We start from the raw sequence: 25856 nt of genomic DNA, 5'->3' as shown, positions 1-25856 counted from the left end.
ACGCCCATTCAGCGCCCCATCACGGCGCGCGCGGCAGCCACGATCGCGGCGGGCTGCGGCAGGGCGGCGTCTTCGAGATGCTTGGGATAGGGAATCGGCACCTCGGCAGTGCAGACACGCGCCACCGGGGCGTCCAGTGACCAGAAGCATTGCTCGACGATGCGGGCCGTGATTTCCGCCGCCAGGCTGCCGCTGCGCCAGCTCTCGTCGACGATCACCGCGCGCCGCGTGCGCGCGACCGATTCCATGATGGTGGCATCGTCCAGTGGGCGCAGGCTGCGCAAGTCGATGACGTCGGCCTCGATGCCTTCGCCCGCCAATTGCCGTGCCGCCCCCAGGGTCTTCCACAGCGATCCGCCATAGGTGATGAGCGACAGGTCCCGCCCGCGTCGGCGCAGGGCGGCACGGTCGATTGCGACGCCGCCGGCGTCCTCGGCCAGTTCCCCGCTCATATTGTAGAGCATGACGTTCTCGAAGATGATCACCGGATCAGGATCGACCAGCCCCGACCACAGCATGCCGCGCGCATCCTCGACCGTGGCCGGGGCAAGGACGCGGATGCCCGGGATATGCGCATACCAGTTCTCCAGCGAATGCGAATGCTGTGCCGCCAGCTGCCGGCCGGCACCGGTCGCCATGCGGATCACCAGCGGAACCGAGAACTGGCCGCCCGACATATGGCGAAGCGTGGCCGCGGTGTTCAGGATTTGATCGAGGCAGAGCATGCTGAAATTGACCGTCATGACCTCGACGATCGGCCGCATGCCACCCAGGGCGGCGCCGATTCCCGCCCCGACGAATCCGCCTTCCGACAGCGGCGTGTCGCGGATCCGCTCCGGACCGAACTCATCCAGGAGACCCTTGCTGACGGCATAGCAGCCGCCATAGCGGCCGACATCCTCGCCCATCAGGAAGACGCGCGGATCGCGACGCAGCGCATCCTGGAGCGCCATCCTGACGGCATCGCGATAGGTCACCGTGGCGACGGTTCCGCCCTGATCAGTCGTCATGCCAACGCTCCAGGTGAATGAACATCCCTGGCCAGATCGCCGACCGGTTCCCAGGTGCCGGCCTCGGCAAAGGCAACCGCCGCCGCGACCTCGCGCGCCACTTCGCCCTCGATTTGGGCGGTTTCTTCGGCATGCAGCAATCCGGCACCCAGGGCCCATGTCTTCAGATGCTCGATTGGGCATTTTTCGCGCCAGGCCTCGACCTCATCCTTACTGCGGTAAAGCTGCGCGTCGAACATCGAATGCGCGCGGAATCGATAGGTGCGACATTCCAGGAAAGCCGGACCAGCGCCACCGCGCACCAGCTCGATCGCCTTCCTCCCCGCCGCCTCGACAGCAATCACGTCCATGCCGTCGACCACAGCCGCCGGCATGCGATAGCTCTCGGCCTTGCGGTGGATATCCGTTTCCGATTCGGAGATCGCCAAGGCCGTGCCCATGGCATAGAGGTTGTTCTCGCAGACGAAAAGGACGGGCAGGCGCCACAGGGCGGCAAGGTTCATGCTTTCGTGGAACTCGCCTTCCGCCACGGCGCCTTCGCCAAAAAAGCAGGCAGTGACGTTGTTGCGCCCCTGCATCCGATCGGCGAGGGCAAGGCCAACCGCCAGCGGCAATCCGCCGCCAACGATCGCGTTGCCGCCATAGAAGCGGGTCGCGGCGTCGAACACATGCATCGAGCCGCCGCGCCCCCGGCTGCAGCCCTCCTGCTTGCCGAACATCTCGGCCATCAACGGACCCATGGCGATGCCGCGCGCCAGAGCGTGGCCGTGCTCGCGATAGGTCGCCACGACGGCATCCTGCGGCTCAAGCACCGGAATGATGCCGGCGGCAATCGCCTCCTCGCCGATATAGAGGTGTAGGAACCCACGGATCTTCTCGGTTGTGTAGAGTTCCGCGCATTTCTCCTCGAACCTGCGGATGCGCAGCAGGGAGCGCAACAATTCGCAGACGCGTTCTCGGGTGAGATGAGCCTTTGCCTGAATTTTCCCGGTCATGTTGCCCCGCCTTCCAGAGTGGAGAGATCGCCTTCCGGCAGGCCCAGTTCCCGCGCCTTCAACAGGCGCCGCATGATCTTGCCGCTGCGCGTCCGCGGTAGGTCGCGACGGAACATCACCTCGCGCGGCGCCACGGCCGGCCCCAGGCGCCGGCGCGCATGGGCGAGAATGTCCTTGCGCAGCGCGTCGTCCTCGAGCCGACCGGCCTTCAGCACCACATAGGCCTTCACGATTTCGCCGGCGATGGCATCAGGCAGGCCGATCACCGCCGCCTCGGCGACAGCGTCATGTTCCATCAGCGCGCTTTCGACTTCGAACGGTCCGATCAGGTGGCCGGCGGATTTGATGACATCGTCCGAGCGGCCAACGAACCAGAAGTAACCGTCGGCGTCGCGCGTGGCGAGGTCACCGGTCAGGTACCAGCCATCGTCGAAGCATTTGCGGTAGCGCTCGTCCTCCTCCAGATAACCGCGGAACATCGACGGCCAGCCGGCACGGAGGGCAAGTTCGCCGATCGTGTCCGGCGCGTTCAGTTCGGCAACATGCCCGTCACCCGAACGGGTGACGATTGCCGCCTCGATCCCAGGCAGCGGTCGCCCCATGGAGCCCGGCTTGATGTCCATGGATGCATAGTTCGCGATCATGATGCCGCCGGTCTCGGTCTGCCACCAATTGTCATGGAACGGCAGGCCGAAGGCGCCGAGGCCCCAGACCACCGCCTCGGGATTGAGGGGCTCGCCGACACTTGCCATGAAACGAAGATCGGGAAAGGTCCGGCCTCCGGCCGGTTTCGCGCCCAGTTTCATCATCATGCGAATGGCGGTCGGCGCCGTGTACCAGACGTTGACGCGCTCCCGCGTCAGGATGTCGAACCAGCGCTCCGGTTCGTATTCGGCTTCGTCGACGATCAGCGTGGCGCCGATGCTGAGTGGGGCGATGATGCCGTAGGACGTGCCCGTGACCCAGCCCGGATCGGCCGTGCACCAGAAAACGTCGCCCGCGCGCAGGTCGAGGGCATACCGGCCGGTGATGTGATGTGCCACCACGGCTTCATGCACATGGATCGCCCCTTTGGGCCGGCCGGTGGTGCCACTGGTGAAATGCAGCAGGGCGGGCTCCTGCGGCTGGGTGGCGGCGGTCTCGAAATGCGCGTCCTCCCGCGCCAGGGCCGCGTCGTGATCGATCAGCCTTGATTCCTCGCCCTCGTTCCCGGCCACACCGCCCACCAGCAGGATATGGCGCAATTCCGGCAGGCGATCCATGATCGGCGCCACCTTCTTGCGGTAGAGGGCTTCTGTCGTCACCAGCACGCGGCCATGGCCGCGCGACACACGGGCCAGGACCGGTTCGGGGCCAAAAGCGGCAAACAGCGGCGAGAACACGCATCCCGCCCTCAGGGCCCCCAGTGCCGCGATATAGAGCGCCGGCTGCCGCCCCAACAGCGAGAACACCGCCTCGCCGCGCCCGATTCCGAGACGTCGCAGCAGATTGGCAAAACGGCCGGTCGCCTCGTCCAGGTCGCGATAGCTGAAATCGCGGCAGGCACCATCCTTGCCAAGCCAGCGCAAGGCCAGTTGGCCGCCGCGCCCCCCGCGGGCATGGCGGACAACCGCCTCATGGGCAATGTTGAGTGCCCCACCCGGCAGGAAACTCAACTCCCGGCGCGCCTGCTCCCAGCGAAAGCCGCGTCGGCTGGTCTCGTATTCCGGCAGGCCTGGCTGGCGTTCCCCGGCAGCAGGCAACTTCCTGATCGTGGCGAAGGGCATTGGCAACCCCACAATGTTAGATTCATCATGACACGGAATCGGACCGATCGGCCTTGATCCGGATCAAGGCACTTGCCTGTCTGCAAGGTAGAAGGCGTTACTGACCGGCCGCTGCCAGTGGCAGGACGCGGTTGATGGCTGGGCCGCGTGGCGTGCTGTATCCCGGCTTCGATGGCGAAGGATCCTGCGCGACGATGATCAATCGTGACCTGCCAGACGACATTGTCGCAGCCGGACTACACGACAAATTCGGCCTTTCCGCTGGGGAAGTAACGGTCCGACGCGCCAGATATGGCAGCAACGACATCCTGGCACCGGCGAAATCGCCCTGGCGCCAGTTGCTGGCGGATACTGCGCGAGACCCGATGATCTGGTTTCTGGCGGGCATGGGCATCCTTTATGCAAGCATCGGCGAGTTTCGCGATGCGCTTATACTCGCGGCGGCATTGCTGCCGCTGCTGGGCCTCGACGCCTACCTCCACCACCGCACCCAGGCCTCCACCCTGGGCCTTTCCCGGCGCCTCGCCGCAACCTGCCGGGTAACTCGGGATGGCTCCGAGGCCGAAATAGCGGCGCGCGATCTGGTGCCGGGCGATCTCGCGCGCCTGTTGCCCGGAGATCTCATTCCCGCCGATGCAGTGATTGTGCACGGCAACGAGATCCAGGCCGACGAATCCAGCGTGACCGGCGAGTCCTTCCCCGTTCGCAAGGCCCCGCTTGTGGCGAAAGCGGCGATACCAGTTACGACCGGGGAGAACTGGCTGCTGGCCGGCACCAGACTTCTTGCCGGAACGGCGCTGGTCCGGGTCGTCCATACCGGTTCGGCCACCCTTTATGGTCAGATCGCCCGCGCCGCAATCCTCGGCGGCGGGGCAACAACACCGCTGCAGGCAGCGATCCGACGCCTGGTCGGGATGTTGCTGGCAATAGCGGTCATCTTCTGCTTCGCCCTCGCCGCGATCCGCCTATTGCAGGGATACGGGGCATTCGATGCAATCGTCAGCGCCCTGACCCTTGCCATCGCCGCGCTGCCGGAAGAATTCCCGGTTGTCTTCACCTTCTATCTCGGCCTCGGCGTCTATCGCCTGGCACAGCGCAAGGCCCTGGTGCGCCGCGCCGTGGCTGTCGAGAACATCGGTCGGATCACCTGCATCTGCAGTGACAAGACCGGCACGCTGACCGAAGGACGCCTCGACCTTGCGCATTGCGAGCCGGCGCCAGGCCGCACCGCCGGCGAACTGGCGGCGCTGGCTGCCGCAGTGGCCGACCCCGCCAGCACCGACCCGCTGGACCAGGCCTTGGCCGCCGGACTCCCTGCTGGCCTCGGAAATTTGATCGCTGGTCCGGTAAGCCGGATTGCCGCCTATCCCTTCACCGAGGCGCGGCGTCGTGAGAGCGCCATCTTCCGGCAGGAGGACGGCACGCTGCTGGCGATCGCCAAGGGCGCGCCGGAAACCATCCTCGCGATGTGCGCCGATGACGACATCCGCAAGGCGGCCTGGATGGCCATGGTCGAACGCTACGCCGAGGGCGGTCACAAGGTGATTGCCTGCGCAACGCAGCGGATCGACGCGGCCGCATGGAACGGTACCGAGCCGGAACGTGGGTTCGGCTGCATTGGCCTGCTGGCCTTCGAGGATCGCCTGCGCGAGGGGGTTGCGGAGGCGGTCAACGCTTGTCGCGCCGCCGGCATCCGGGTTGTTGTCGTCACTGGCGATCATCCGTTGACGGCGCGTGCCATCGGCGCCGAAATCGGCCTGGGCGGCGGCGATCCGGTGGTCGTGACGGCAGCCGCCGTATTGCCCGCAGAAACCGCCGGCTTGACGGCCGCTTCGGTCCCTGCCCAGGTTGACGTGATCGCGCGGGCAACGCCGGACGACAAGCTGCGGCTGGTGCGAGCGTTGCAGCGGCAGGGCGAGATCGTCGCCGTGACGGGAGACGGCATTAACGACGTGCCGGCGCTGCAGGCGGCTGACATCGGCATCGCCATGGGCGAGCGCGGCACGCAGAGCGCGCGCGAGATCGCCGCCATCGTCCTGCTCGATGATAATTTCCGCACCATCACCCAGGCGATCGCCGAAGGGCGGCAACTGTTCGCCAACCTGACCCGCAGCTTTCTCTACCTCATCGCGTTCCATATCGCCTTCGTATCGACGGCGGCTTTGATCCCGCTGCTCGGTTTTCCGCTGCTCTACCTGCCGATCCATATCGTCTGGCTGGAACTCATCATCCATCCCACCGCCCTGCTCGTCTTCCAGCAGGCTGCAGGCGCCGGAATCCCGGTCTGGCGCAAGGGCAGCACCTCCTTCTTCTTCGATCGACTGACCGGCTTCCGGTTGCTGGCGGTTGGCGCCATCGTTGCTGGCATCGTGATGGCATTCTTCATACTTGGGCTGACGCAGCTTGCGGATATCGGTGCCGCGCGCGCCCTGGCGTTGACTGCCCTGATCAGCGCCGGCGCCGCCATGACCCTTGCACTGCAGCCACGACTGGGCACAATCGGTTGGGTGGTCGTCCTCGGCAGCCTGGCAAGTGCCGTCATTCTGGTGCAGGTGCCGTCGCTGGCAGGATGGATGCACCTTGAGCCGCTGCCGGTCCTTTTCTGGCTGGGCGCCGCCGTCGCCGGCATGGCCGCTGGTGCGCTGACCTATTTCTGCCGCCCGCGACCGCGCGAACAGGTGGAGGCGGCAGACCGGCAGCAACCCTGACCTGGATCAACGCCGGTAGAGCGATCTGGCCTGACAATGCCATTTGGTGAGACACTGGCGTCGTGGCGCCGGCACATCCGCAAGAGGGAGGCAGGACACCATGATCTCCATTTCACTCGACAAGCTGGCCTTCATCATCGAGCGCGCCCGCGAGTTCGATGCGGAAGCTGCCCCGGTCAACGAACAGGAACGGGCCGATAGCGCGGACGACGAGATCGACGACATCCTCGAGGACAGTCGGCGCAACCCGACCTACACCGAATTGCGCACTGCAATCCGCGACCTCAACGTTGACGAGCGCAGCGAATTGGTGGCTCTGGTCTGGATCGGGCGCGGCGATTTTACACCGCAGGAATGGACCCAGGCGGTTGCCGCAGCGCGCGAGCGGCATAACGGCCGCGAAGTCGGCTATCTGGCCGGCACACCCCTGCTGGCGGACTACCTGGAAGAGGCGCTTTCGCAATTCGGCATCTCCGGCGAAGCGCTGGAATCGGGCCGGCTTTGAGGCAGGGGCAGGGGCCGAGGCCGCAGCACATTTGGGTGGCGACTCCAATCATCAGGATAACCGACGGGTCCTTGCCGGTGATGCGCCGGGCAGCTTAGCTCCATGCCTGCCGCGCCTAATTCCCGCCCTTCACCCGCAGACGCGCCGCATGCAGCAGCGGCTCGGTATAACCGTTGGGCTGTTCCCTGCCCTTGAAGACGAGGTCGCAGGCGGTCTGGAAGGCGATGGAGAGGTCGAAATCGGGCGCCATCGGCTTGTACGCCGGATCGCCGGCATTCTGCTTGTCGACCACGACGGCCATCCGCTTCATGGTCTCGGTCACCTGTTGCTGGGTACAGATGCCATGATGCAGCCAGTTGGCGATGTGCTGCGAGGAAATGCGCAAGGTGGCGCGATCCTCCATCAGGCCCACATTGTTGATGTCCGGCACCTTGGAGCAGCCGATGCCCTGGTCGATCCAGCGCACGACATAACCGAGGATGCCTTGCGCGTTGTTTTCGACCTCGCGCAGGATCTGCGCCTCTGTCCATTTGCGGAAGGAGGCCACGGGAATGTCGAGGATGGCATCGACATGGGCGCGACGCCCGCCGGCAGCCAGTCTCTTCTGCACCGCGAACACGTCGATCCGGTGATAATGAAGGGCGTGCAGGGTGGCCGCCGTCGGCGAGGGCACCCAGGCGCAACTGGCGCCGGCTTTCGGGTGCTCGATCTTCTGTTCCAGCATCGCCGCCATCAGATCGGGCGCCGCCCACATGCCCTTGCCGATCTGCGCCTTGCCGGAAAGGCCGCATTCCAGGCCGATATCGACATTGAGATTCTCGTAGGCCGTGATCCAGCCCTTGCGCTTGATGAAGTCCTTGCGCGAGAAGGGCCCGGCCTCCATCGAGGTGTGGATTTCATCACCGGTACGGTCGAGGAAGCCGGTGTTGATGAAGGCAACACGGTGCTTCGCGGCGCGAATGCATTCCTTGAGATTGACCGAGGTGCGGCGCTCCTCGTCCATGATGCCGAGCTTCACGGTGTGGCGTGGCAGGCCGAGGATATCCTCGACGCGATCGAAGATCCGGTCGGCAAAGGCCACTTCCTCCGGCCCGTGCATCTTGGGCTTCACCACATAGACCGAACCATGGGCGGAATTGCGCGGGCCTGACGTTTTCTTGAGGTCATGCATGGCGATTAGGGTCGTCACCATCGCGTCCATGATGCCTTCCGGCACCTCGTTGCCGTCCCTGTCCAGGACGGCCGGGTTGGTCATCAGGTGGCCGACATTGCGCACCCAAAGGAGGGCCCGCCCCTTGAGGGTAAGCTCGCCGCCATCCGGCTTTGTGAACACGCGGTCGTCGTTGAGCCGCCGGGTGAAGGTCCTGCCGCCCTTCTCCACGCTGGCCGCGAGATCGCCCTTCATCAGCCCCAGCCAATTGGCATAGGCCAGCACCTTGTCCTCGGCATCGACGCAGGCGACCGAATCCTCGCAATCCATGATGGCGGAAAGGGCGCTTTCGACCACCACATCGGCCAGCAGCGCCTGGTCGCGGCTGCCGATCGGATGCGCGCGGTCGAAGACCAACTCGACATGGAGGCCGTTGTTGCGCAGCAGGACCGAATCCGGCGCCTTCGGATTGCCGCGATAGCCGACGAATTTTTCCGGCTGCATCAACGGCAGATCATCGACCAGCAGCGCACCATCCTTCACGTGATAGCGGCGGACATCGGCATGGGACGTGCCCTCGATCGGAAAGGCTTCGTCCAGAAACACCCGTACCCGTGCGACCACGCGGGCACCCCGCCCCCGGTCATAGGCGCCGCCCGGGGGAAGTGGCCCCATGACATCGGTGCCGTAGAGGCAGTCATAAAGGCTGCCCCAGCGAGCATTGGCAGCGTTGGCGGCGTAGCGCGCATTGGTGACCGGCACGACCAATTGCGGACCGGCCACCAGCGCGATCTCCGGATCGACATTCCTGGTCTCGATGGTGAAAGCCGGACCTTCCGGCAACAGGTAGCCGATCTCGGTCAGGAAGGCCTTCTGCGCCGGAATGCCGGCCTCCGGATGGGCCTTGAACCAGGCATCGATCCTGGCCTGCAGCGCGTCGCGTTTGGCCAGCAGATCCCGGTTCCTGGGCGCAAGTTCGTGCACCAGGTCCGAGAAACCCTGCCAGAAGCGGTCGGCATCGATCCCGGTACCGGGCAATGCCTTCTCGACGATGAAACCGGCCAGCTTCGGGTCGACCTTGAGACCATGGTAGTTCGTCATGCCCATTGAACCATCCTTGTTGCGGTTACCGGGCGCTGTCGCCGGCCTGTCGTTTCATGGATCGGCCGGTTGCTATTTTCCCTTGGCCCAGGCCGCATACCAGGTCTTGAAGAGCTGCCACTGGCTCTCGACGAAGCTCTTCTGCGCCGGGCTCAGGGCATCGCTGGCGTTGAAATGCAGTTCGTAACCCTTGTGGCCCTCGAGGGTCATCAGGTGCTTGTAGAAGAGGACCAGATCCGGTCCCTCGTCGAAGGTCGAGAGCACCATGAGTGCCGCTTCCAGCTCCTTCGCGTGTGCCCGCGCGGCGACGTCTCCCGTCGCGGCCTTCTCGCACAGCGCCACCAGATGCAGCACTTCCTTGGGCAGCGCGTTGCCGATGCCGGTGATGGCGCCGCCGGCATTGCAGTTGACGAAGCCGTGGAACACCTGGGTGTCGACGCCGATCATCAGGGTGAGCGACGGGTCCTTGCCGGTGATGTGCTGGGCGGCATAGCTCAGCGATTCCGCGCCGCCGAATTCCTTGAAGCCGACCAGGTGCTTGTACCTCGCGCGCAGGTCGAAGAACAGATCGGCCTTGGTCTCGAAGCCGTAATAGGGGCTGTTGTAGATGACCGAGGGCAGATCGACGGCCGCCTCGAGGATGCCGGCGAAATGCGCGCGCTGGGCAGCGGCCGAAGGACCGCGCGAAAGCACGCGCGGGATAATCATCAGGCCGCCCGCCCCCACCTTCTTGGCGTGCGCCGCCAGGGCCGCCGCCCGTGCCGGGTTCTGGGCGCCGGTGCCAACGACCACGGGGATGCCGGCCTTGACCAGCCGCTCGACCCCTTCCATGCGCTGCTCGTCGGTGAGGAGCGGCCAGTCGCCCATGGAGCCGCAATAGACCACTGCCGACATGCCGGCCTTGATAAGGCCCGCCCCCGTTTCCACCAACTTGTCGAAATCGGGCGAACGGTCGGGCTTGCAGGGGGTCATGAGGGCGGGAATGGTGCCCTGGAAGATGTTGGCGGCCATGATGCGGGTGGATCCTTTTGTCAGCCTGTGACCGCGCCCCATCGCGCGGCCGGGACAGATAAGGTCATCGGCGGGCGCAAGGCAAGCGGGTCCGACGGGGCGGGTTCCAGGCTGAACAGGCGTTCAGAAACTGAACGGATATTCAGGATTTTAGGGAATCCTCCGCCGCCTTCATGAAATCAGCCGCTGCGGCGTCACTCTCGGCTGTCTGCCCGAACGCCGCGGCGATGGGTGCGGAAAGGGTGAAGGTATCGAAGCCGCGCCGGGCCAGGGTCTCCAACTGGTCGACGGAGCGGATGCTGGCGACCAGGACCGACAGGTTCTGCTGCTGCCCGGCAATGCGCTGCATGGCATCCAGGCGCTCATCCGCGTCGAGCCCGGCATCCAGCATGCGTGCATAATAGGGGGCGACATAGCGGGCGCCGATGGCGGCCGCCAGCATGGTCTGCTGCGCCGAATAACAGGCGGTGATGGTGACATGGGCGCCGTCGCGGATGAGCTGCGTCGCCGCCGCGAAACCGGCGGCGGTCGCCGGCACCTTGACCGTGACATGGCCCCAGAGCGCGCGCAGGGCCCGGCCGCTCGCCAGCATCTCCTCGGCGCCATGGCCAGTGACCTGCAGCTGGATCTCGGCCAGCGCGCGTTCCTTCGCGGCCTCGACCAGATCCCGCGCTGTCGCCAGCTCGACCCGCAAACCGGCGCGCTGGATGATAAGCGGGTTGGTGGTGACGCCGTGGAGCCAGCCGCGCGCCCGGGCGAGATCCCATTCCTGCGGCTTGGCGCTGTCAATGAAAAGTCGGTAGGTCATCGGATCGCTTTCGTTACCAGGCGAGATGGGCGAGTTCGCCGAGGCGCGGCATGTCGGCGCCGCGGCGACCGCAGGTGATGGCGGCGGCGCGGGCACCGAAATTCAGCATGGCGCGCAGGTCGTCGGAATCAAGGGCGGCGGCATCGGCGGCGGTGAGCGCGTCATGCCGTTCCAGCCAAGCCAGCATCGCGGCCTGGAAAGTATCGCCCGCCCCCACCGTGTCGACCACCTCGACGTGGTAGCCGGACACGGCCGCCGAACAGCCGCCGCCGGTGAAGGCGATGGCGCCATCCGCACCCCGCGTCACCACGACCATGCGCACGCCGCCGCGAATCCAGTCGGCGGCGAGATGCTCCGGCCTCTGGCCGGGAAACAGCAGTGCCGCATCCTCGGCGCTCAGCTTCAGGAGATGCGCCGTGCCCGCGAGCGAGGCAATGCGCCGGCGCCAGACTTCAAGGTCCGGTTCGATCGAAGGGCGGATATTGGGGTCATATGAGATGAAGCGCCGCCCGCCCTCGCGCTTCACCAATGCCACCAGGCTGGAGGCGGTCGGTTCGGTCGCCGTGGTGTAGGAGCCGATATGGATGGCGCGGATCGCCGGCGGCAGGCTGGCCGGCAATTCGGCCTCGGTCAGCGACCGGTCCGCCGTGCCGCCGGTATAGAAGGCATAGGCCGGCACGCCCGCCGCATCGAGTTCGACCACCGCCAGGGTCGAATTGTTGTCGACCTCGAGCATCAGATTCGTATCGACGCCCTCGGCCCGCAGGGTCGCCGCAATGCGCTGGCCGAAGAGGTCGCGCGAGTTCTTGGTGAAATAGGCAACCGGCCGGCCGAGGCGCGCCAGGCCGATGGCAACATTGAGGGGCGAGCCGCCCACCCTTCCCTCCAGGCGAATGGTCGCGGGACCATCGCCCGGCAGGGAGAAGAGATCGAACAGCGCGTCGCCGCAGCACAGGAACATGGGCGCGTTCCCCGCCGGCAATCAGGGTGTTGCGATGACCTGCTGGCGCTGTTCGCCGAGGCCTTCGATGCCGAGGCGCATCACCTGGCCCGGCTTCAGGAAGATTGGATTGGGCTTGATGCCGAGGCCGACACCCGGCGGCGTCCCGGTCGAGATCACGTCGCCCGGCTGCAGGCTCATGAATTGCGAGATGTAGTGCACCAGATGGCGGACACCGAAGATCATCGTCTTGGTCGAGCCGTTCTGGTAGCGATGGCCATCGACCTCAAGCCAGAGAGCAAGATTCTGCGGGTCCGCAACCTCGTCCCTGGTCACCAGCCAGGGGCCGATCGGACCGAATGTGTCGGCCGACTTGCCCTTGGTCCACTGGCCGCCGCGCTCGGCCTGGAATTCCCGTTCCGACACATCGTTGACAACGCAATAGCCGGCGACGTGATCCATCGCGTCCTTCTCCGAGACATAACGCGCCTCGCGACCGATGATGACGCCAAGCTCGACCTCCCAATCGGTCTTCCTCGAATTCCTCGGGATCATCACCTCGTCATCGGGACCGACGATGGCGCTGGTCGCCTTCATGAACAGGATCGGCTCCTTGGGCGGCTCGGCGCCAGTTTCCTTGGCATGGTCCGAGTAATTGAGGCCGACGCAGATGAACTTGCCGGTGCGGGCGACGCAGGGACCATAGCGGACCGGGCCCTCCACCTTGGGCAGGCTTGCCGGATCAAGCGCCTTCAGCTTGGCCAGGCCTTCCGGCGTCAGCACGCTGCCGGCGATGTCGTCGACCACCTTGGAGAGATCGCGGATGGCGCCATCCTTGTCGAGCATGCCGGGCTTCTCGGCGCCGCGTGGACCGTATCGCAGGAGTTTCATCACTCGCCTCTAATTGGGAAACCGGAGCCATCGGCAGATGGCCGAAGGCCTTGATATAGACCAGATTTTTCGCGCCAACGGAAGGCAACAATGCAAGCGCAAACATTGATATTGAAAACAGCATAAGTGATGCTTAGCATATCATAATGAACACACTAGATATCTAGCACGCCACCCAATGAAGAGGTGCCGGATGATCACTGGCGCACAGATGCGAGCAGCGCGCGCCCTGCTCGGAATCGATCAGAAAACGCTGGCCGAAATGGCCTCGCTTTCGCTGCCCACGATCCAGCGAATGGAAGCTAGCCCGGGCGTCGTCCGCGCCAATGTGGATTCGCTGATGAAGCTGGTCACAGCCCTGGGTGTCGCCGGGCTGGAACTGATCGGGGATGACGCGCCGAGCACGGGTAGGGGGCGCGGCGTGCGCCTCAGGGAGAAGCAGCCATGACCGGCACCACGCAGGACGGCATCGCCGGCGCCGCGCGCCCCAGCTTTGCCGAGATGTTCACGCCGAAGCTGGTGACCATCCTGCGCGAGGGCTATAGCGCGCAGAACTTCAAGGCCGATGCCATTGCCGGCCTGACCGTCGCCATCGTCGCCCTGCCGCTTTCCATGGCGATCGCCATCGCTTCCGGGACGACCCCGGACCGGGGTCTTTATACCGCCGTCATCGGCGGTTTCCTGATCTCGGCCCTGGGCGGCAGCCGCTTCCAGATCGGTGGGCCGGCCGGCGCCTTCATCATCCTGGTGGCCGCCACCGTTTCGCGCCACGGCATCGACGGCCTGCTGCTGGCGACACTGATGGCCGGTGTGTTGCTGATGGCGCTCGGTTTCCTGCGCCTCGGTTCCTACATCAAATTCATCCCCTATCCGGTAACGGTCGGTTTCACAGCCGGCATCGCGGTCATCATCTTCGCCAGCCAGATCAAGGAGATCCTCGGCCTCTCGCTGGCCGGGCCGGAACCGGGCGAGATCGTCGCCAAGGTGAAAGCGCTGGTCGTGGCGCGCGACACCTTCACCCCGGCCGCTTTCGGCATCGCCCTCCTGGTGATCGCGATTATCGCCGGATTGAAGCGGTATCGGCCGCATTGGCCGGGTATGCTGATTGCCGTCGCAACTGCCGGCATCGCCGGCTGGGCGTTCAATCTCCCGGTCGACACCATCGGCGCGCGCTTCGGCGGCATTCCGCAAACCCTGCCGCTGCCCAGCCTGCCCCACTTCACGCCGGAACTCGCCATGGCCGTGCTGCCGGATGCGTTCGCCTTCGCGTTGCTGGGCGCCATCGAATCCCTGCTCTCGGCAGTGGTCGCCGACGGCATGACCGGGCGGCGGCATCGCTCGAATTGCGAACTCGTGGCGCAGGGAATCGCCAATATCGGCTCGGCCCTCTTCGGCGGTATCTGCGCCACCGGCACCATCGCCCGCACCGCCACCAATGTGCGCGCCGGCGCCCATGGCCCCATCGCCGGCATACTGCATGCCCTCTTCCTGCTGGTATTCATCCTGGTGGCGGCGCCCTTGGCCGATTTCATCCCGCTGGCGGCCCTTGCCGGCGTGCTGGCGGTGGTCGCCTGGAACATGGCGGAACGGCACGCCTTCGGTACCCTGCTGCGTTCCTCGCGCGGCGATGCGGTGGTGGTGCTGGCGACCTTCCTGCTGACTGTGTTCCGCGATCTGACCGAGGGCATCCTGGTCGGCTTCGCGCTGGGTTCCCTGCTGTTCCTGCATCGCATGGCGCAATCGATCAGCGTCGAGAGTCATGCCCCCGTCATTGCCGAGGATCGCGCCGACAATGCCAACGGCGACCGCGCCAGTTATGATGCGGCACTCAGCAGCGATCCCGATCTGGTGATCTATCGCATCACCGGCGCGTTCTTCTTCGGCGCCGCGTCAACGGTCGGCGCCGTGCTGGATCGCATCGCCGACCGGCCGCAGACCTTCATCCTGGATTTCGCCTCCGTGCCCTTCCTGGATTCCACCGCCGCCAACACGATCGAGGGCAATGCCAGGAAGGCACATCGCAAAGGCGTCACCTTCATCGTCACGGGGGCCGCCCCCGCCGTCCGCCACACCCTCTGGGCCCATGGGGTGAAGCCGCCGCTGGTGAGGTTCGAGAAATCGATCGAGGATGCGCTGACGGCGATCGGGCGCCCGCTGGAAGAAAAGCCGGCGGCCTAGGCGGAGCGACTGAAACCTGTCCTTAAACCGCGACACCCGATTCCCGCGACTTCGCCCCGGGGATGACGAACGGAAAATCGATCACCCGATCCGGTAGAAGCCGGCAGCGTTGTGGCCAAAGATGCGCGCGGCATCCGCCTGGCCGACGATCTTCACCGCCGCGTCGCGCCAGAGGTCGAAGCCGCCGGCCAGATTGACCACCGGCCAGTCGGAGCCCCAGATGACGCGGTCGGGGCCGAAGCTCCTGATGACATGTTCGGCATAGGGCCGCAGGGTATCGACCGTCCAATCCGCCTTCGCCTCGGTGGCGAGGCCGGAGAGCTTGCAATAGACCGGGGTCTTCGCCGCGATCTCGGCGATGCCCGCGGCCCACGGCTCGAAGGCGCCGCTGCGAATCTCCGGCTTCAGGCAATGGTCGATGACAATGCGCATCTTCGGATAGCGGTCGAACAGGCGCCGGAAATTGCCGAGATGGCGCGGGAAGCCAAGCGCATCGAAGGTGAGGTCGAGGGCGCAGATCGCGTCATAGCCCCATTGCACGTCGGGCCGGAGCATCCAGTCGGGATCGGCGATGTCCTGGATCATCGGCCGTACGCCGGAGAATTTGCCATGCCGCGCCCAGCGCTCGAGATGGCGGCGATGGAGGCGGTCCTCGAAATCGACCCAGCCCACCACCTTGGCGATCCAGGGCGTCGCGTCGGCGAGGCCCAGCATGTATTCGGTTTCCTCGATGCTGGGTGCCGCCTGCACCAGCACGGTGCGCTCGATGTTGTAGCGCCTGCGGAAGGACTCGTAGTCGGCGGGCAGAAAATCGCGCCGGATCGGCGCCAGCGCCGGGCTCGCAACCATCCAGCCGTAATCGCCGCGGGCCGGAGCCCAGAAATGCTGATGCGCGTCGATCCGCATGTTCACGCCCCCGCCGGTACCGGTGCTTCGGCGCGGATGAAGCCTGCGGCCTTGAGCTCGGCCCAGAGGGCAGACGGGATCTCGGCCGCCAGTATGCGCATGTTGAGGGTCACTTCCTCCGGGCGGCTGGCCCCGGGAATGACGCTGACCACGGCAGGATGCACCAGCGGGAAGCGCAAGGCCGCCTCGACCAACTGCACGCCATGGCGCTTGCAGATCTGCTCGATGCCGGCGACCCGCTCGAGAATGTGTTGCGGTGCCGGATCGTAATTGTAGAAGGCGCCGGGTTTCGCGCCGCTCGCCAGGATGCCGGAATTGTAGGCGCCGCCGATGACGATGCCGATGCCGCGCTCGACGCAGAGCGGCAGGAAGGAATTGAGCGATTCCTGTTCCAGCAGCGTGTAGCGCCCGGCCAGGAGGAAGAGATCGAAATCGCCCCGGCGCGCCAGGATCTCGCACACTTCCCATTCGTTGACACCGGCGCCGAAGGCCTTGATGATGCCCTGGTCGCGCAGCTTGACCAGCGCGCCATAGCCGCTCTTCATCAGCTCCGCCACCTTCGCGTCCCGTGCCGCGACGCTCTTGTGGTTGAAGACGTCGATATCGTGGACGAAGAGGATGTCGATACGATCGATGCCGAGGCGTTCCAGCGATGCCTCGACCGAGCGCAGGATGCCGTCATGGCTGTAATCGTAGACCTCGCGCCGCGACGGCGTGTCGAAGAACTTGCCGATACCGGTGCGCCGCTCGGGCGGGCAGGCTTCGAGCAGCCGGCCGACCTTGGTGGAGAGCACATAGGAATCGCGCGGCTTGCCGCGCAGGAAGTGATTGATCCGGGTTTCGGAAAGCCCCAGGCCATAGAGCGGTGCCGTGTCGATATAGCGCAGGCCCGCATCCCAGGCGGCCTGCAGCGTCGCCTGCGCCTCCGCTTCCGACAAGGCGCGATAGAGGTTGCCCAAGGGTGCCGTACCGAAGCCGAGTTCGGTGAATTCGATCGTCGCACCCGACGGTGCGCGGAAGCGTCGTGTCTTCATGTCGCCAACCCTTGTGTTCTCGCTTGATCGGCAAAGATGTCCGGCTGCGCTTCAGCGAGAGTCAGCAATTCGGCCATGACGGCATCGAGATGCGCCACCATGGCGCGCGCGGCAGCCTCGCCGTCATGGGCCGCCAGTGCCTGCAGCACGGCTTCATGTTCCTGGAAGGTCAGTTCATGGCGCCGGCGACTGGAGAGCAGGCGGCGGATGCGGTCAAGGCCGAGGCGCGCGGATTCGACCATTGCCTTCACCCGCTCGAAGCCGAGTGCCTGAAAGATGATGTCGTGGAACGCGAGATCGAGGACATGGAACCCCTTGCGGTCCCCGGCTTCGGCGGCGGCCTTCTGATAGCGCAGATTGCGCCGGAGTGAATCCAGCAAATCCGCCCGGCAGGTGCCGGCAAGGCTGCGCACCGCCTCGGCCTCGAGGGCGCGGCGGATGAACAGATTCTCGCGCACATCGGCGAGGCGGATGCGGGCGACGATGGTGCCGGATTGCGGCCGGATCTCGACCAGACCCTCGGCCTGGAGGCGCGAGAGCGCCTCGGAAACCGGAAAGCGCGAGACGCCAAGGCGCGTACAGAGAGCCGCCTTGTCGAGCTGGGTTCCGGGCGGAAGATCAAGCGAAACAATGGCTTCGCGGATAGCCTCGACGACCCGCGCGGTGGTGCCGCCACGGCCCGGCCCGCTGACGTCACCGAGGAAATCATATGATTTCGCTTCCGAATTCATACTAGCATGTTAGAATGTGGCTTTCAAAACGCAACACCTTTCTGACCCATTCGCGGGGCTTGGGCCTCGCGCCGCCGGTCACAGGAACCCGAGCCATGAGCCAGCTTTCCGCCGTCGCCACCCAGCCCCGCGCGATCCGCCTTTCGCCCGTCGACAATGTCGTGGTCGCCGTCGACGAGATTGCGCAAGGCGCGGTGAGCAATGGCATCGCCGCCAATGGCCGCATCGGCAGGGGCCACAAGATGGCGGTGGCAAACATCGCCAAGGGCGCGCCGATCCTCAAATTCGGCCAGATCATCGGCTTCGCCACCGCGGCGATCCTGCCCGGCGATTGGGTGCATGAGCACAACACGGCCATGGGCGAATTCGAGCGCGACTATGCCTTCGGTGCGGGCGCGCGGAACGAGGCGCCGCTGCCCCTCCATGAGCGCGCGACCTTCCAGGGCTATCGCCGCGCCGACGGGCGTGCCGGCACGCGCAACTATATCGGCATCCTCACCTCGGTGAATTGCTCGGCCTCGGTCGCGCGCTTCATGGCGGAGGCCGTCACACGTTCCGGCATGCTGGACGACTACCCCAATATCGATGGCATCATCCCCTTCGTGCACGGCACCGGCTGCGGCATGGCGGCCAGGGGCGAGGGCTTCGAGATCCTGAAACGCACGCAATGGGGCTATGCCACCAACCCGAACCTTGCCGGCGTGCTGCTGGTCGGCCTCGGCTGCGAGGTGTTCCAGATCCATCGCATGAAGGAAGCCTACGACATCGTCGAGAGCGACACCTTCCGCACCATGACCATCCAGGATAGCGGCGGCACCAGGAAGACCATCGAAGCCGGTGTGGCCGCAATCCGCGAAATGCTGCCGAAGGCCAATAACGTCAGGCGCGAGACCATCCCGGCCTCGGAACTCATCCTCGCCCTGCAATGCGGCGGGTCGGATGGCTATTCCGGCATCACCGCCAATCCGGCGCTGGGGGCGGCGGTCGATCTGCTGGTCCGCCACGGCGGGACCGGCATCCTTTCGGAAACGCCGGAGATCTATGGCGCCGAGCATCTGCTAACCCGCCGCGCCATCAGTCGGGAGGTGGGCGAGAAGCTGATCGCGCGCATCAAGTGGTGGGAAGAGTATGCCGCCCGCAATGGCGGCGAGATGAACAACAACCCCTCGCCCGGCAACAAGGCCGGCGGCCTTACCACTATCCTGGAGAAATCGCTGGGTGCCGCCGCCAAGGGCGGCACCACGAACCTCACCGCAGTCTATGAATATGCCGAGAAGGTGACGGCAAAGGGCTTCGTCTTCATGGACACGCCGGGCTACGACCCGGTCTCGGCCACCGGCCAGGTGGCGGGCGGCGCCAATATTCTGTGTTTCACCACCGGCCGCGGCTCGGCCTATGGCTGCAAGCCGACCCCGTCCATCAAGCTCGCCACCAATACCGACATGTATCGCCGCATGGTCGAGGACATGGACATCAATTGCGGCGACGTGCTGGACGGCGTGAGCATCGAGGAAAAGGGCCGCGAGATCTTCGACCTTGTCCTGCGCGTGGCCTCGGGCGAGAAATCGAAGTCCGAGCAGCTCGGCTACGGCGACAACGAATTCGTGCCCTGGCAGATCGGCGCCACGATGTGAAGGCGCGGCAGCCTAGAGATTGTGCCGCTTCCTCCAGTCGACCGGGTAGAGCGCGTAGCAGACGATCGCCTTTTCGCCCTCGTAGGTGATCGGGGTTTTTTCCGGCAACCAGATCACGTCGCCGGGTCCGGCCTCGATGACGCCGCCCGGATGCTTCAGGCGGAACCAGCCTTCGATGACGATGATCATCTCGTCATAAAGCACGGTCCAGTCGATCGAGCAGCCGTCGAATTTGGCGATACCGACACCCATCGTATGCGAAAGCTCGGGCCCGACCAGGCGGCTGATCTCGGCCGTCCCCGGCGGGCCGCCATAGGTCTCGAACTTCATCTCGCCGCGCTTGAAATGCCTCACCTCGGCCATGTCACATCCTCCTTGCTCAGGTCGACCGTGCCGCGCGCAGGGCCGGGTCCTGTTTGCGCGCCTTCAGCAGCGCCCATTCCGACAATGCCACGCCAAGGATCACCAGGATACCGCCGATGACCTGCGGCCAGCTCGGCACCGTGCCGGAAAGGGCGAAGATGCCGATCGCCACGATCGGCACCAGGTTGAGGTAGAGGCTGGCCACCACGACACCGGTACGCTTGACGCCGAAATTCCACAGATAGACGCCGAAGGCGACGAGTACGGCCGTGACCCAGGCCAGGATCGCCCAGTCCAGCGGTTCGGCCGAAAGCGCCGGCGGAAACGGCGCCGCGCCGATCAGTACGGCAACCAGGTAGACACAGCCCAGGCCGACGCTGCCGGTGGTCATCGTTACCGTGGTGATGCGCAACTGGCCCCAGCCCCGGCACCAGCGTTGTGCCGCGGTCGAATACCAGGACCAGCTGGCGATGGCGGCGATGATCAAGAGTTCGCCGCCGCGGAAATCGAACATGGCGCCACCGTCGAAATGCACCGTGGCGAGGCAGCCGCCGAGAATCGCCAGCACGATCGCCGGCAGCATGCGCGGATCGACCGGGATGCGGAAGACAAAGCGGTCGACCAGCACCGCCACCACCGGACTGGCAGCGCTGAGGATCGCGGCCGTGACCGGATGGCAATAGCGGATGCCGACGGTGAAGGCGGTGGCATAGAAGGCAATGCCGAGAAAGCCCAGCAGCCAGATGCGCCAGCCGGTGGCGGATGCCCTCGCTTCAGCTGCCGCCGGCGGCACCCGCCGCTCGACCATCTTCAAGGCCAGCCACATCAGCGGGACGGCGCCGATATAGCGGAAGGCGGCAAGGAAATAGGGATCCCAGACCAGCAACAGATGCGCGACCGACGGCACCATCGTGCCCCAGAGCAGGGCCAGAAGCACCAGCCCGCCATAGCCGATCCATTTGGTCATGATACGCGAGAAAGTGTTGAGGAAAGCGCTGCCACAAAACTATGGCTCGACACTCTGCGCGGGCTTTTCTATTTTCGTCAAGGTCGCGTCCGGCCTGGAAAGCGGGACGCGACAACAAGACCAGGCGGGGGAGAGCCCCGTCGGATGCAGAATTCCACGATCAGAAACGACCATCCGGGGGAGAGCCCCGAACATCAGACAACACATAGCCATCAACCGCTTGACGAAGTTCGACAAGCGGGAGACCCAGGCCAGCAGCCCAGGAACGGAAGAAAGCATGTCCAGCAGCCAGCACGACGACGACATCAAGATCGACGGCGCCATTGCCCGAAAATCACCCTATGGCCTCGCCCTCGAGCCGACCTTTGCCGGCGTGCTCTCCTTCATGCGGCGCAACTACAGCAAGGACCTTTCCGGCGCCGACCTGGCAATCAGCGGCGTGCCGCTGGATCTTGCCACCACGCACCGGCCTGGCGCCCGCCTCGGTCCGCAGGGCATCCGCCTCGCCTCGGCCGAAGTGGCCTCGCTGAAGCCCTATCCCTGGGGCTTCGATCCGTTCGAAAGCCTGGCGGTGATCGATTTTGGTGACTGTTACCTCGATCCGCACAATCCGATGACGATCCACGACGCGATTGTCGATCATGCGCGGCACATCCTGAAATCAGGCGCGCGCATGCTGACCTTCGGCGGCGACCACTACATCACCTATCCGCTGCTGAAAGCCCATGTCGAAAAATTCGGCAAGCCGCTGTCGCTCATCCATTTCGACGCGCATTGTGATACCTGGGCGGACGATACGCCGGATTCGCTCAACCACGGCACCATGTTCTACAAGGCGGTGAAAGAGGGGCTGATCGATCCCAAGCATTCCGTGCAGATCGGCATCCGCACCTGGAATGACGATTTCATGGGCATCAACATCCTGGATGCGCAATGGGTCCACAGCCACGGGCCGCAGGCGGCGATCAGCGAAGTGAACCGGATCGTCGGCGACCGCCCGGCCTATTTCACCTTTGACATCGACTGCCTCGATCCCGCCTTCGCGCCCGGGACGGGCACGCCTGTGTCAGGTGGATTGTCGAGCGCCCAGGCCTTCGAGATCGTGCGCGGCTTCACCGAATTGGACCTCGTCGGCATGGATGTGGTCGAGGTGGCGCCGCCCTTCGACCAGAGCCAGATCACGGCGTTGGCCGCCGCGCATATCGCCTGCGACCTCATCTGCCTGCTGGCCAAACGCAAGGCGTCCGGCAAGTTCCGGCGCGGCTGAGGTTCAGATCGGCCGCATCTGCCGCCTTGCGGCCAGGATGCGCCATTCGGAATAGACGATGCCAGCAAGGACCAGCGCACCGCCCAGCATCTGCTGGGCGGTGGGTTCCGCCCCCTGCAGCAGGACCAGGATCAGGATGGCGATGCACGGCGTGAGGTTCGCATAGAGCGAGGCCGTGACCACGCCGACGGCACGCACGCCGGCATTCCACAGTACGACGCCCAGCACCATCACGGTCACGACATACCAGGCGAGGCTGAAGCTTTCCTCCCAGCGCGCCGGCGGCGGGGGCGGAAACGTGACCTCTCCCGCCAGCATCAGCACGGCATAGAGCAGGCAGGCGGCGACGCCAGAGGTCGCCATGGTGGCGAAGGTGATGCGCGGCTGCGACCAGTCGGGACACCAGCGCTGCGCCACGGTGGAATACCAGGCCCAGCACACGGTCGATGCCAGCACCAGCAACTCACCGCCGCCGAAGGCGATGCCGCCGACACGCCCGCCGCTGACATCGATCGAGGCGAGTGTGCAGCCGACGGCACTGGCGACGATGCCGGGCAGCATCAGGTGGTTGAATGGCAGGCGGAAAAAGACGCGGTCGGTCACCGCGGCGATAGCCGGCGCCGCCGCCGTGATGATGGCGGCCAGGATCGGATCGCTGAACTTGACCCCGAGGGTATAAAGGAGTGCGAAGCCGCCATTGCCGACCACGCCGAAGAGCCAGACCCTCGATTGCGGCACGGGGCTCGGGCGCGGCCGGGCGCGGTCGGTCCACAGCATGAGCAGGTAGAGCAATGGCACCGCGCCGAGGGAGCGGATGGCGATCAGGAAATAGGGATCCCAGCGCTCCAGCTGGAACTTGTTGAGCGGAATCATCCCGCCCCAGAACAGCGCCGCCAGAAGCAGCCCGGCAACTCCCGCACCGCGACCCATTTTTCCCCCGATCCGGCCAGCCCGGCATGGGCGAAGGCGCGGCACTTTCCCAGAGCGTGATGGCAGGCGTCAAATGCCGCCAGCACATGGCCTGCGGATGATTCCTGCATGCCGCGGCCGATTGACAGGAGGACGGCCAGAACGGACATTCCCGAAGCGCCATGCGCCACGCAATTGCCCAGTACGAGGAAACCCGGTGACCAGCCAGCCGATTGCGCCCAACGCCCTGCCCGAGCGGGCCGATATCGTCATTATCGGCGCCGGCATCCAGGGCTGCGCCACTGCCTATTGTCTGGCCAAGGCCGGCATGAAGGTGGTCCTCATTGACAAGTCGCGGGTCGCCGCGCAGCAGAGTTCGCGCGCCTGGGGCTTCGTGCGCGTGCAGATGCGCGACCCGGACGAGATCCCGCTGATGCAGGCCGGCAAGGAGATCTGGCGCGGGCTTGAAGCCGAGCTCAACGCCGATCTCGAATGGAACCAGGGCGGCGCGCTTTATGTGACCAACCGCCCAGCCACCATGGCCTATCGCGAAAAGTGGTACAACGACACCCGTGGCTTCGGCCTTGACTCCAGGCTGCTCTCGCCCGCCGAGGTGGGACGGCTGCTGCCCGGCATGACCAATCCGAACATCGGCGGCCTCTATACCGAGAGTGATGGCCATGCCGAACCGCGCAAGGTAGCGCTGGCCTTCGCCCTGCGGGCACGCGATCTCGGCGCCGCGGTGCTGGAAGGCTGCGGCGCCCTCGACATCGAGCGAAGCGGCGGCCGCGTCTCCGGGGTCGTCACCGAATGGGGCACAGTCAGAGCCGACAAGGTCATGGTTTCGGCCGGGGCCAGTTCCTGGCGAATCCTGAAGCGGATCGGCATCTTCCTGCCGCAATCCTGGATCCGCGCCTCGGTGGCGCGCACCAACATCCTGCCGCATCTCACCAACAGTGCCTTTGTCGGCGACAACGTCGCCTTCAGGATGCGCAAGGACGGGTCGTTCAACATTGCCTCCAGCCTGCACGGCGATGTCGACCTGACGCTCGATCACATCCGCCTCGCGCATTGGTACTGGCGGCCCTATCTCGACAGCAAGAAGGGGATCGATCTGCATGTGGGTGCGCCGATGCTGCGCGACCTCGCGCAGCGCCTGCCCTGGCGCGACGAGGCGAAGAAGCCGGCCATTCACGAACGCGAACCGCTGATCCCGCCGGTCCAAAACCGTCTCAAGGATGCGGTCTCGGTCCTGCAGCGCGACTTCCCGGCAATCGGCCGGGTCGGCATCGCCGAGCAATGGGCCGGCAACATCGACTCGTTGCCGGACGGCATCCCCGTGCTGGACGCGCCGGCGGATCATCCCGGACTGCTGATCGCCACCGGCTTCTGCGGCCATGGCTTTGCCCTGGGGCCAGTCGTCGGCAAGGTGATGAGCGATCTTGCCTTGGGCCGGGCCAACAACCTTGTCAGTCGCGCCTTCCGCCTCTCGCGCTTTGCCGAGGGCGATGTCAAGCAACCCATGTCGATCTGGTGACGCCTATGCCGGAAACCACCCTGACGCCGGAAACTGCCGGCTTCGTCGACGCGCTGAAATTCGACGCCGATGGCCTTATCCCCGCCATCGCCCAGCAGCATGACAGCGGCGAAGTCCTGATGCTGGCCTGGATGAACCGGGAGAGCATCCGCGAAACGCTGGCCGGCGGGCGTGTGGTCTACTGGTCGCGCTCGCGCCAGGCGCTGTGGCGCAAGGGCGACAGTTCCGGTCAGGTCCAGCATCTGGTCGAATTGCGCGTGGATTGCGACCGGGACTGCCTGCTGCTGCTGGTCGACCAGAAGGGCGCCGCCTGCCATACGGGAAGACGTTCCTGTTTTTTCACCGCCATCCGCGATGGCGCCCCCCGGATCGTGGCGGAAATCATCGCGGACCCGGAGGCGCTCTACCGGTCCTGACCCGGAGGCGCCGACAGCCGCCAAATCGCCGATCCCGCCAACAGGGTTAAGGGCTTGTTAAGCCCGGGCGCGCTAGCCTCAAATGCCATTTCCGGCATGATGAGCAAGGCTGAGCTGGCCCCATGAGCCGTCAAGAGAACGAACAGAAGGCCCTCGACCTGGTTGCCGGGCGCAAGCCCGAAACGACCGCGGCCAAGCCTGTCAAGAAGGGGCTGGGCGCAGTCGAGACGATGGGCATCCTGCTCTGGCTGCTGGTAATCGTGGCCGGCGGCGGCGCTGCCGCCTATTTCTTCGTGCTGGCACCCAAATAATCCGCCCGGACCGCCCGCTCAGATAGTCCAACGGCGCGGCTTTAATGCGGCCGCCGGCTCGGTTATGGTTGCCGCCTCCCAGGGCGCATCATGACCAAGATCTACGACATCTCGCAGACACTCCGTAACGGCCTGCCGGTCTGGCCGGGTGATACTGCGTTCGACCTTCGCCGGACCTGGCAGATGGGCCCGGGTGTGCCGGTCAATGTCTCCGCCCTCACCCTCTCGACCCATAGCGGCAGCCATGCCGATGCGCCGTTCCATTACGATGCCGGCGGCGCCACCATGGAAGCGGTCGATCCCGGCCTCTATCTTGGCCCGGCACTGGTGGTGGACGCGCGTGGTGCCGGCAGGCTGATTACCGCGGATGACGTCCTGCCGCAATTGCAGGATGGCATTGTGCGGGTCCTGCTCTGTACCTACCAGCACGCACCGCAGGAGAACTGGGACGCCCAGTTCAAGGCGCTCGATGCCAGCCTGATCGACGCGCTGGCCGGATGCGGTATCCGCCTCATCGGCACCGACACGCCGTCGCTCGACCCGCAGGATTCCAAGACCATGGATGCACATCGGGCCGTGGCGCGGCATCGCATGGCGATCCTCGAGGGGCTGGTGCTGGATGCCGTGCCGTTCGGCATTCATGAACTCATCGCCCTGCCCCTGAAGATTGCCGGCGCAGATTCCAGCCCTGTGCGCGCCATTCTGCGGAGTCTGTAAG

24 protein-coding genes are annotated in these 25856 nt (G+C 65.4%); 10 read left to right on the top strand and 14 right to left on the bottom strand.

Going from position 1 to position 25856, the window contains the following annotated elements; translation table 11 throughout:
* Positions 1-8 precede the first annotated feature (8 nt).
* From A8950_RS04925 to acsA, 3 genes are read right to left on the bottom strand one after another with little or no spacing between them, the layout of a single operon-like run.
* The gene (locus A8950_RS04925; RefSeq protein WP_133612469.1) at positions 9-1010 is read right to left on the bottom strand and encodes an alpha-ketoacid dehydrogenase subunit beta; all 1002 of its coding nucleotides are present in this window, start codon (positions 1008-1010) and stop codon (positions 9-11) included.
* Positions 1007-2005, bottom strand: a complete 999-nt coding sequence (gene pdhA / locus A8950_RS04920) for a pyruvate dehydrogenase (acetyl-transferring) E1 component subunit alpha (RefSeq protein ID WP_133612468.1) — start codon at positions 2003-2005, stop codon at positions 1007-1009. Before pdhA ends, A8950_RS04925 begins: the two co-directional genes overlap by 4 nt.
* Complete coding sequence (gene acsA / locus A8950_RS04915) at positions 2002-3771, bottom strand: acetate--CoA ligase (RefSeq protein WP_133612467.1); 1770 nt, start codon at positions 3769-3771, stop codon at positions 2002-2004. The genes pdhA and acsA overlap by 4 nt, the downstream gene beginning before the upstream one ends.
* Positions 3772-3905: 134 nt before the next feature.
* Between acsA and A8950_RS04910 the strand changes: the two genes are divergently transcribed.
* Both A8950_RS04910 and A8950_RS04905 read left to right on the top strand, forming a co-directional pair.
* Positions 3906-6479, top strand: coding sequence for a cation-translocating P-type ATPase (locus A8950_RS04910; RefSeq protein ID WP_133612466.1), 2574 nt, complete (start codon positions 3906-3908; stop codon positions 6477-6479).
* Between the two features lie 100 nt (positions 6480-6579).
* Positions 6580-6984, top strand: coding sequence for a DUF3775 domain-containing protein (locus A8950_RS04905; RefSeq protein ID WP_133612465.1), 405 nt, complete (start codon positions 6580-6582; stop codon positions 6982-6984).
* A 115-nt stretch (positions 6985-7099) separates the two neighbouring features.
* Here the strand turns inward: A8950_RS04905 and A8950_RS04900 are convergent, their stop codons facing one another.
* The 5 genes from A8950_RS04900 to A8950_RS04880 form a co-directional block, all read right to left on the bottom strand.
* Complete coding sequence (locus A8950_RS04900) at positions 7100-9235, bottom strand: malate synthase G (RefSeq protein WP_133612464.1); 2136 nt, start codon at positions 9233-9235, stop codon at positions 7100-7102.
* Positions 9236-9307: 72 nt separating this feature from the next.
* On the bottom strand, positions 9308-10246 hold the full coding sequence (locus tag A8950_RS04895) for a dihydrodipicolinate synthase family protein (RefSeq protein WP_133612463.1): 939 nt from the start codon (positions 10244-10246) through the stop codon (positions 9308-9310).
* A gap of 142 nt (positions 10247-10388) precedes the next feature.
* Positions 10389-11054 (bottom strand): transaldolase family protein, encoded by a 666-nt coding sequence (locus A8950_RS04890; RefSeq protein ID WP_133612462.1) that lies wholly within the window; start codon positions 11052-11054, stop codon positions 10389-10391.
* A 13-nt stretch (positions 11055-11067) separates the two neighbouring features.
* Positions 11068-12015, bottom strand: coding sequence for a carbohydrate kinase family protein (locus A8950_RS04885; protein ID WP_133612461.1), 948 nt, complete (start codon positions 12013-12015; stop codon positions 11068-11070).
* 21 nt (positions 12016-12036) lie between these two features.
* Positions 12037-12885, bottom strand: a complete 849-nt coding sequence (locus A8950_RS04880) for a fumarylacetoacetate hydrolase family protein (protein WP_133612460.1) — start codon at positions 12883-12885, stop codon at positions 12037-12039.
* A gap of 193 nt (positions 12886-13078) precedes the next feature.
* Between A8950_RS04880 and A8950_RS04875 the strand changes: the two genes are divergently transcribed.
* On the top strand, positions 13079-13333 hold the full coding sequence (locus A8950_RS04875) for a helix-turn-helix domain-containing protein (RefSeq protein WP_133612459.1): 255 nt from the start codon (positions 13079-13081) through the stop codon (positions 13331-13333).
* Positions 13330-15063 carry a SulP family inorganic anion transporter gene (locus A8950_RS04870; protein WP_133612458.1) on the top strand — a complete coding sequence of 578 codons (1734 nt, stop codon included), beginning with the start codon at positions 13330-13332 and terminating at the stop codon, positions 15061-15063. Before A8950_RS04875 ends, A8950_RS04870 begins: the two co-directional genes overlap by 4 nt.
* Before the next feature lie 81 nt (positions 15064-15144).
* Here the strand turns inward: A8950_RS04870 and A8950_RS04865 are convergent, their stop codons facing one another.
* The 3 genes from A8950_RS04865 to A8950_RS04855 are packed head-to-tail and all read right to left on the bottom strand — an operon-like array spanning position 15145 to position 17734.
* Entirely contained in the window at positions 15145-15969 is an 825-nt protein-coding gene (locus A8950_RS04865) for an amidohydrolase family protein (protein ID WP_133612457.1), read from the bottom strand.
* 2 nt (positions 15970-15971) lie between these two features.
* A complete protein-coding gene (locus A8950_RS04860; RefSeq protein WP_133612456.1) occupies positions 15972-17003 on the bottom strand; it encodes an aldo/keto reductase in 1032 nt (343 codons plus the stop codon).
* Positions 17000-17734 carry a GntR family transcriptional regulator gene (locus tag A8950_RS04855; RefSeq protein ID WP_133612455.1) on the bottom strand — a complete coding sequence of 245 codons (735 nt, stop codon included), beginning with the start codon at positions 17732-17734 and terminating at the stop codon, positions 17000-17002. The genes A8950_RS04860 and A8950_RS04855 overlap by 4 nt, the downstream gene beginning before the upstream one ends.
* A 95-nt stretch (positions 17735-17829) precedes the next feature.
* On the opposite strand from A8950_RS04855, the gene A8950_RS04850 reads away from it, so the two are divergent.
* Positions 17830-19368 (top strand): UxaA family hydrolase, encoded by a 1539-nt coding sequence (locus A8950_RS04850; RefSeq protein ID WP_133612454.1) that lies wholly within the window; start codon positions 17830-17832, stop codon positions 19366-19368.
* Between the two features lie 12 nt (positions 19369-19380).
* On the opposite strand, the gene A8950_RS04845 is transcribed toward A8950_RS04850, so the two are convergent.
* Complete coding sequence (locus A8950_RS04845) at positions 19381-19731, bottom strand: ethanolamine utilization protein EutQ (RefSeq protein ID WP_133612453.1); 351 nt, start codon at positions 19729-19731, stop codon at positions 19381-19383.
* A gap of 16 nt (positions 19732-19747) precedes the next feature.
* Entirely contained in the window at positions 19748-20698 is a 951-nt protein-coding gene (locus A8950_RS04840) for a DMT family transporter (RefSeq protein ID WP_133612452.1), read from the bottom strand.
* Between the two features lie 277 nt (positions 20699-20975).
* Here A8950_RS04840 and speB point away from each other — a divergent pair, with 277 nt between their 5' ends.
* Positions 20976-21965 carry an agmatinase gene (speB, locus tag A8950_RS04835; protein ID WP_133612451.1) on the top strand — a complete coding sequence of 330 codons (990 nt, stop codon included), beginning with the start codon at positions 20976-20978 and terminating at the stop codon, positions 21963-21965.
* Positions 21966-21968: 3 nt separating this feature from the next.
* Here speB and A8950_RS04830 read toward each other — a convergent pair whose 3' ends face one another.
* On the bottom strand, positions 21969-22895 hold the full coding sequence (locus A8950_RS04830; protein WP_133612450.1) for a DMT family transporter: 927 nt from the start codon (positions 22893-22895) through the stop codon (positions 21969-21971).
* 196 nt (positions 22896-23091) lie between these two features.
* On the opposite strand from A8950_RS04830, the gene A8950_RS04825 reads away from it, so the two are divergent.
* From A8950_RS04825 to kynB, 4 genes are all read left to right on the top strand, one after another.
* On the top strand, positions 23092-24411 hold the full coding sequence (locus A8950_RS04825) for an NAD(P)/FAD-dependent oxidoreductase (protein ID WP_208109735.1): 1320 nt from the start codon (positions 23092-23094) through the stop codon (positions 24409-24411).
* Positions 24412-24416: 5 nt separating this feature from the next.
* Positions 24417-24827, top strand: coding sequence for a phosphoribosyl-AMP cyclohydrolase (gene hisI / locus A8950_RS04820; protein ID WP_133612448.1), 411 nt, complete (start codon positions 24417-24419; stop codon positions 24825-24827).
* Positions 24828-24949: 122 nt separating this feature from the next.
* Entirely contained in the window at positions 24950-25138 is a 189-nt protein-coding gene (locus A8950_RS04815) for a hypothetical protein (protein ID WP_133612447.1), read from the top strand.
* Positions 25139-25228: 90 nt separating this feature from the next.
* Positions 25229-25855 carry an arylformamidase gene (gene kynB, locus A8950_RS04810; protein ID WP_133612446.1) on the top strand — a complete coding sequence of 209 codons (627 nt, stop codon included), beginning with the start codon at positions 25229-25231 and terminating at the stop codon, positions 25853-25855.
* Position 25856 lies beyond the last annotated feature (1 nt).

Source organism: Dongia mobilis (assembly GCF_004363235.1).
Taxonomy (GTDB): Bacteria; Pseudomonadota; Alphaproteobacteria; order Dongiales; family Dongiaceae; genus Dongia; species Dongia mobilis.
The sequence above is the reverse complement of the archived record's forward strand: the minus strand, read 5'-3'. Positions and strand labels throughout refer to the sequence as shown.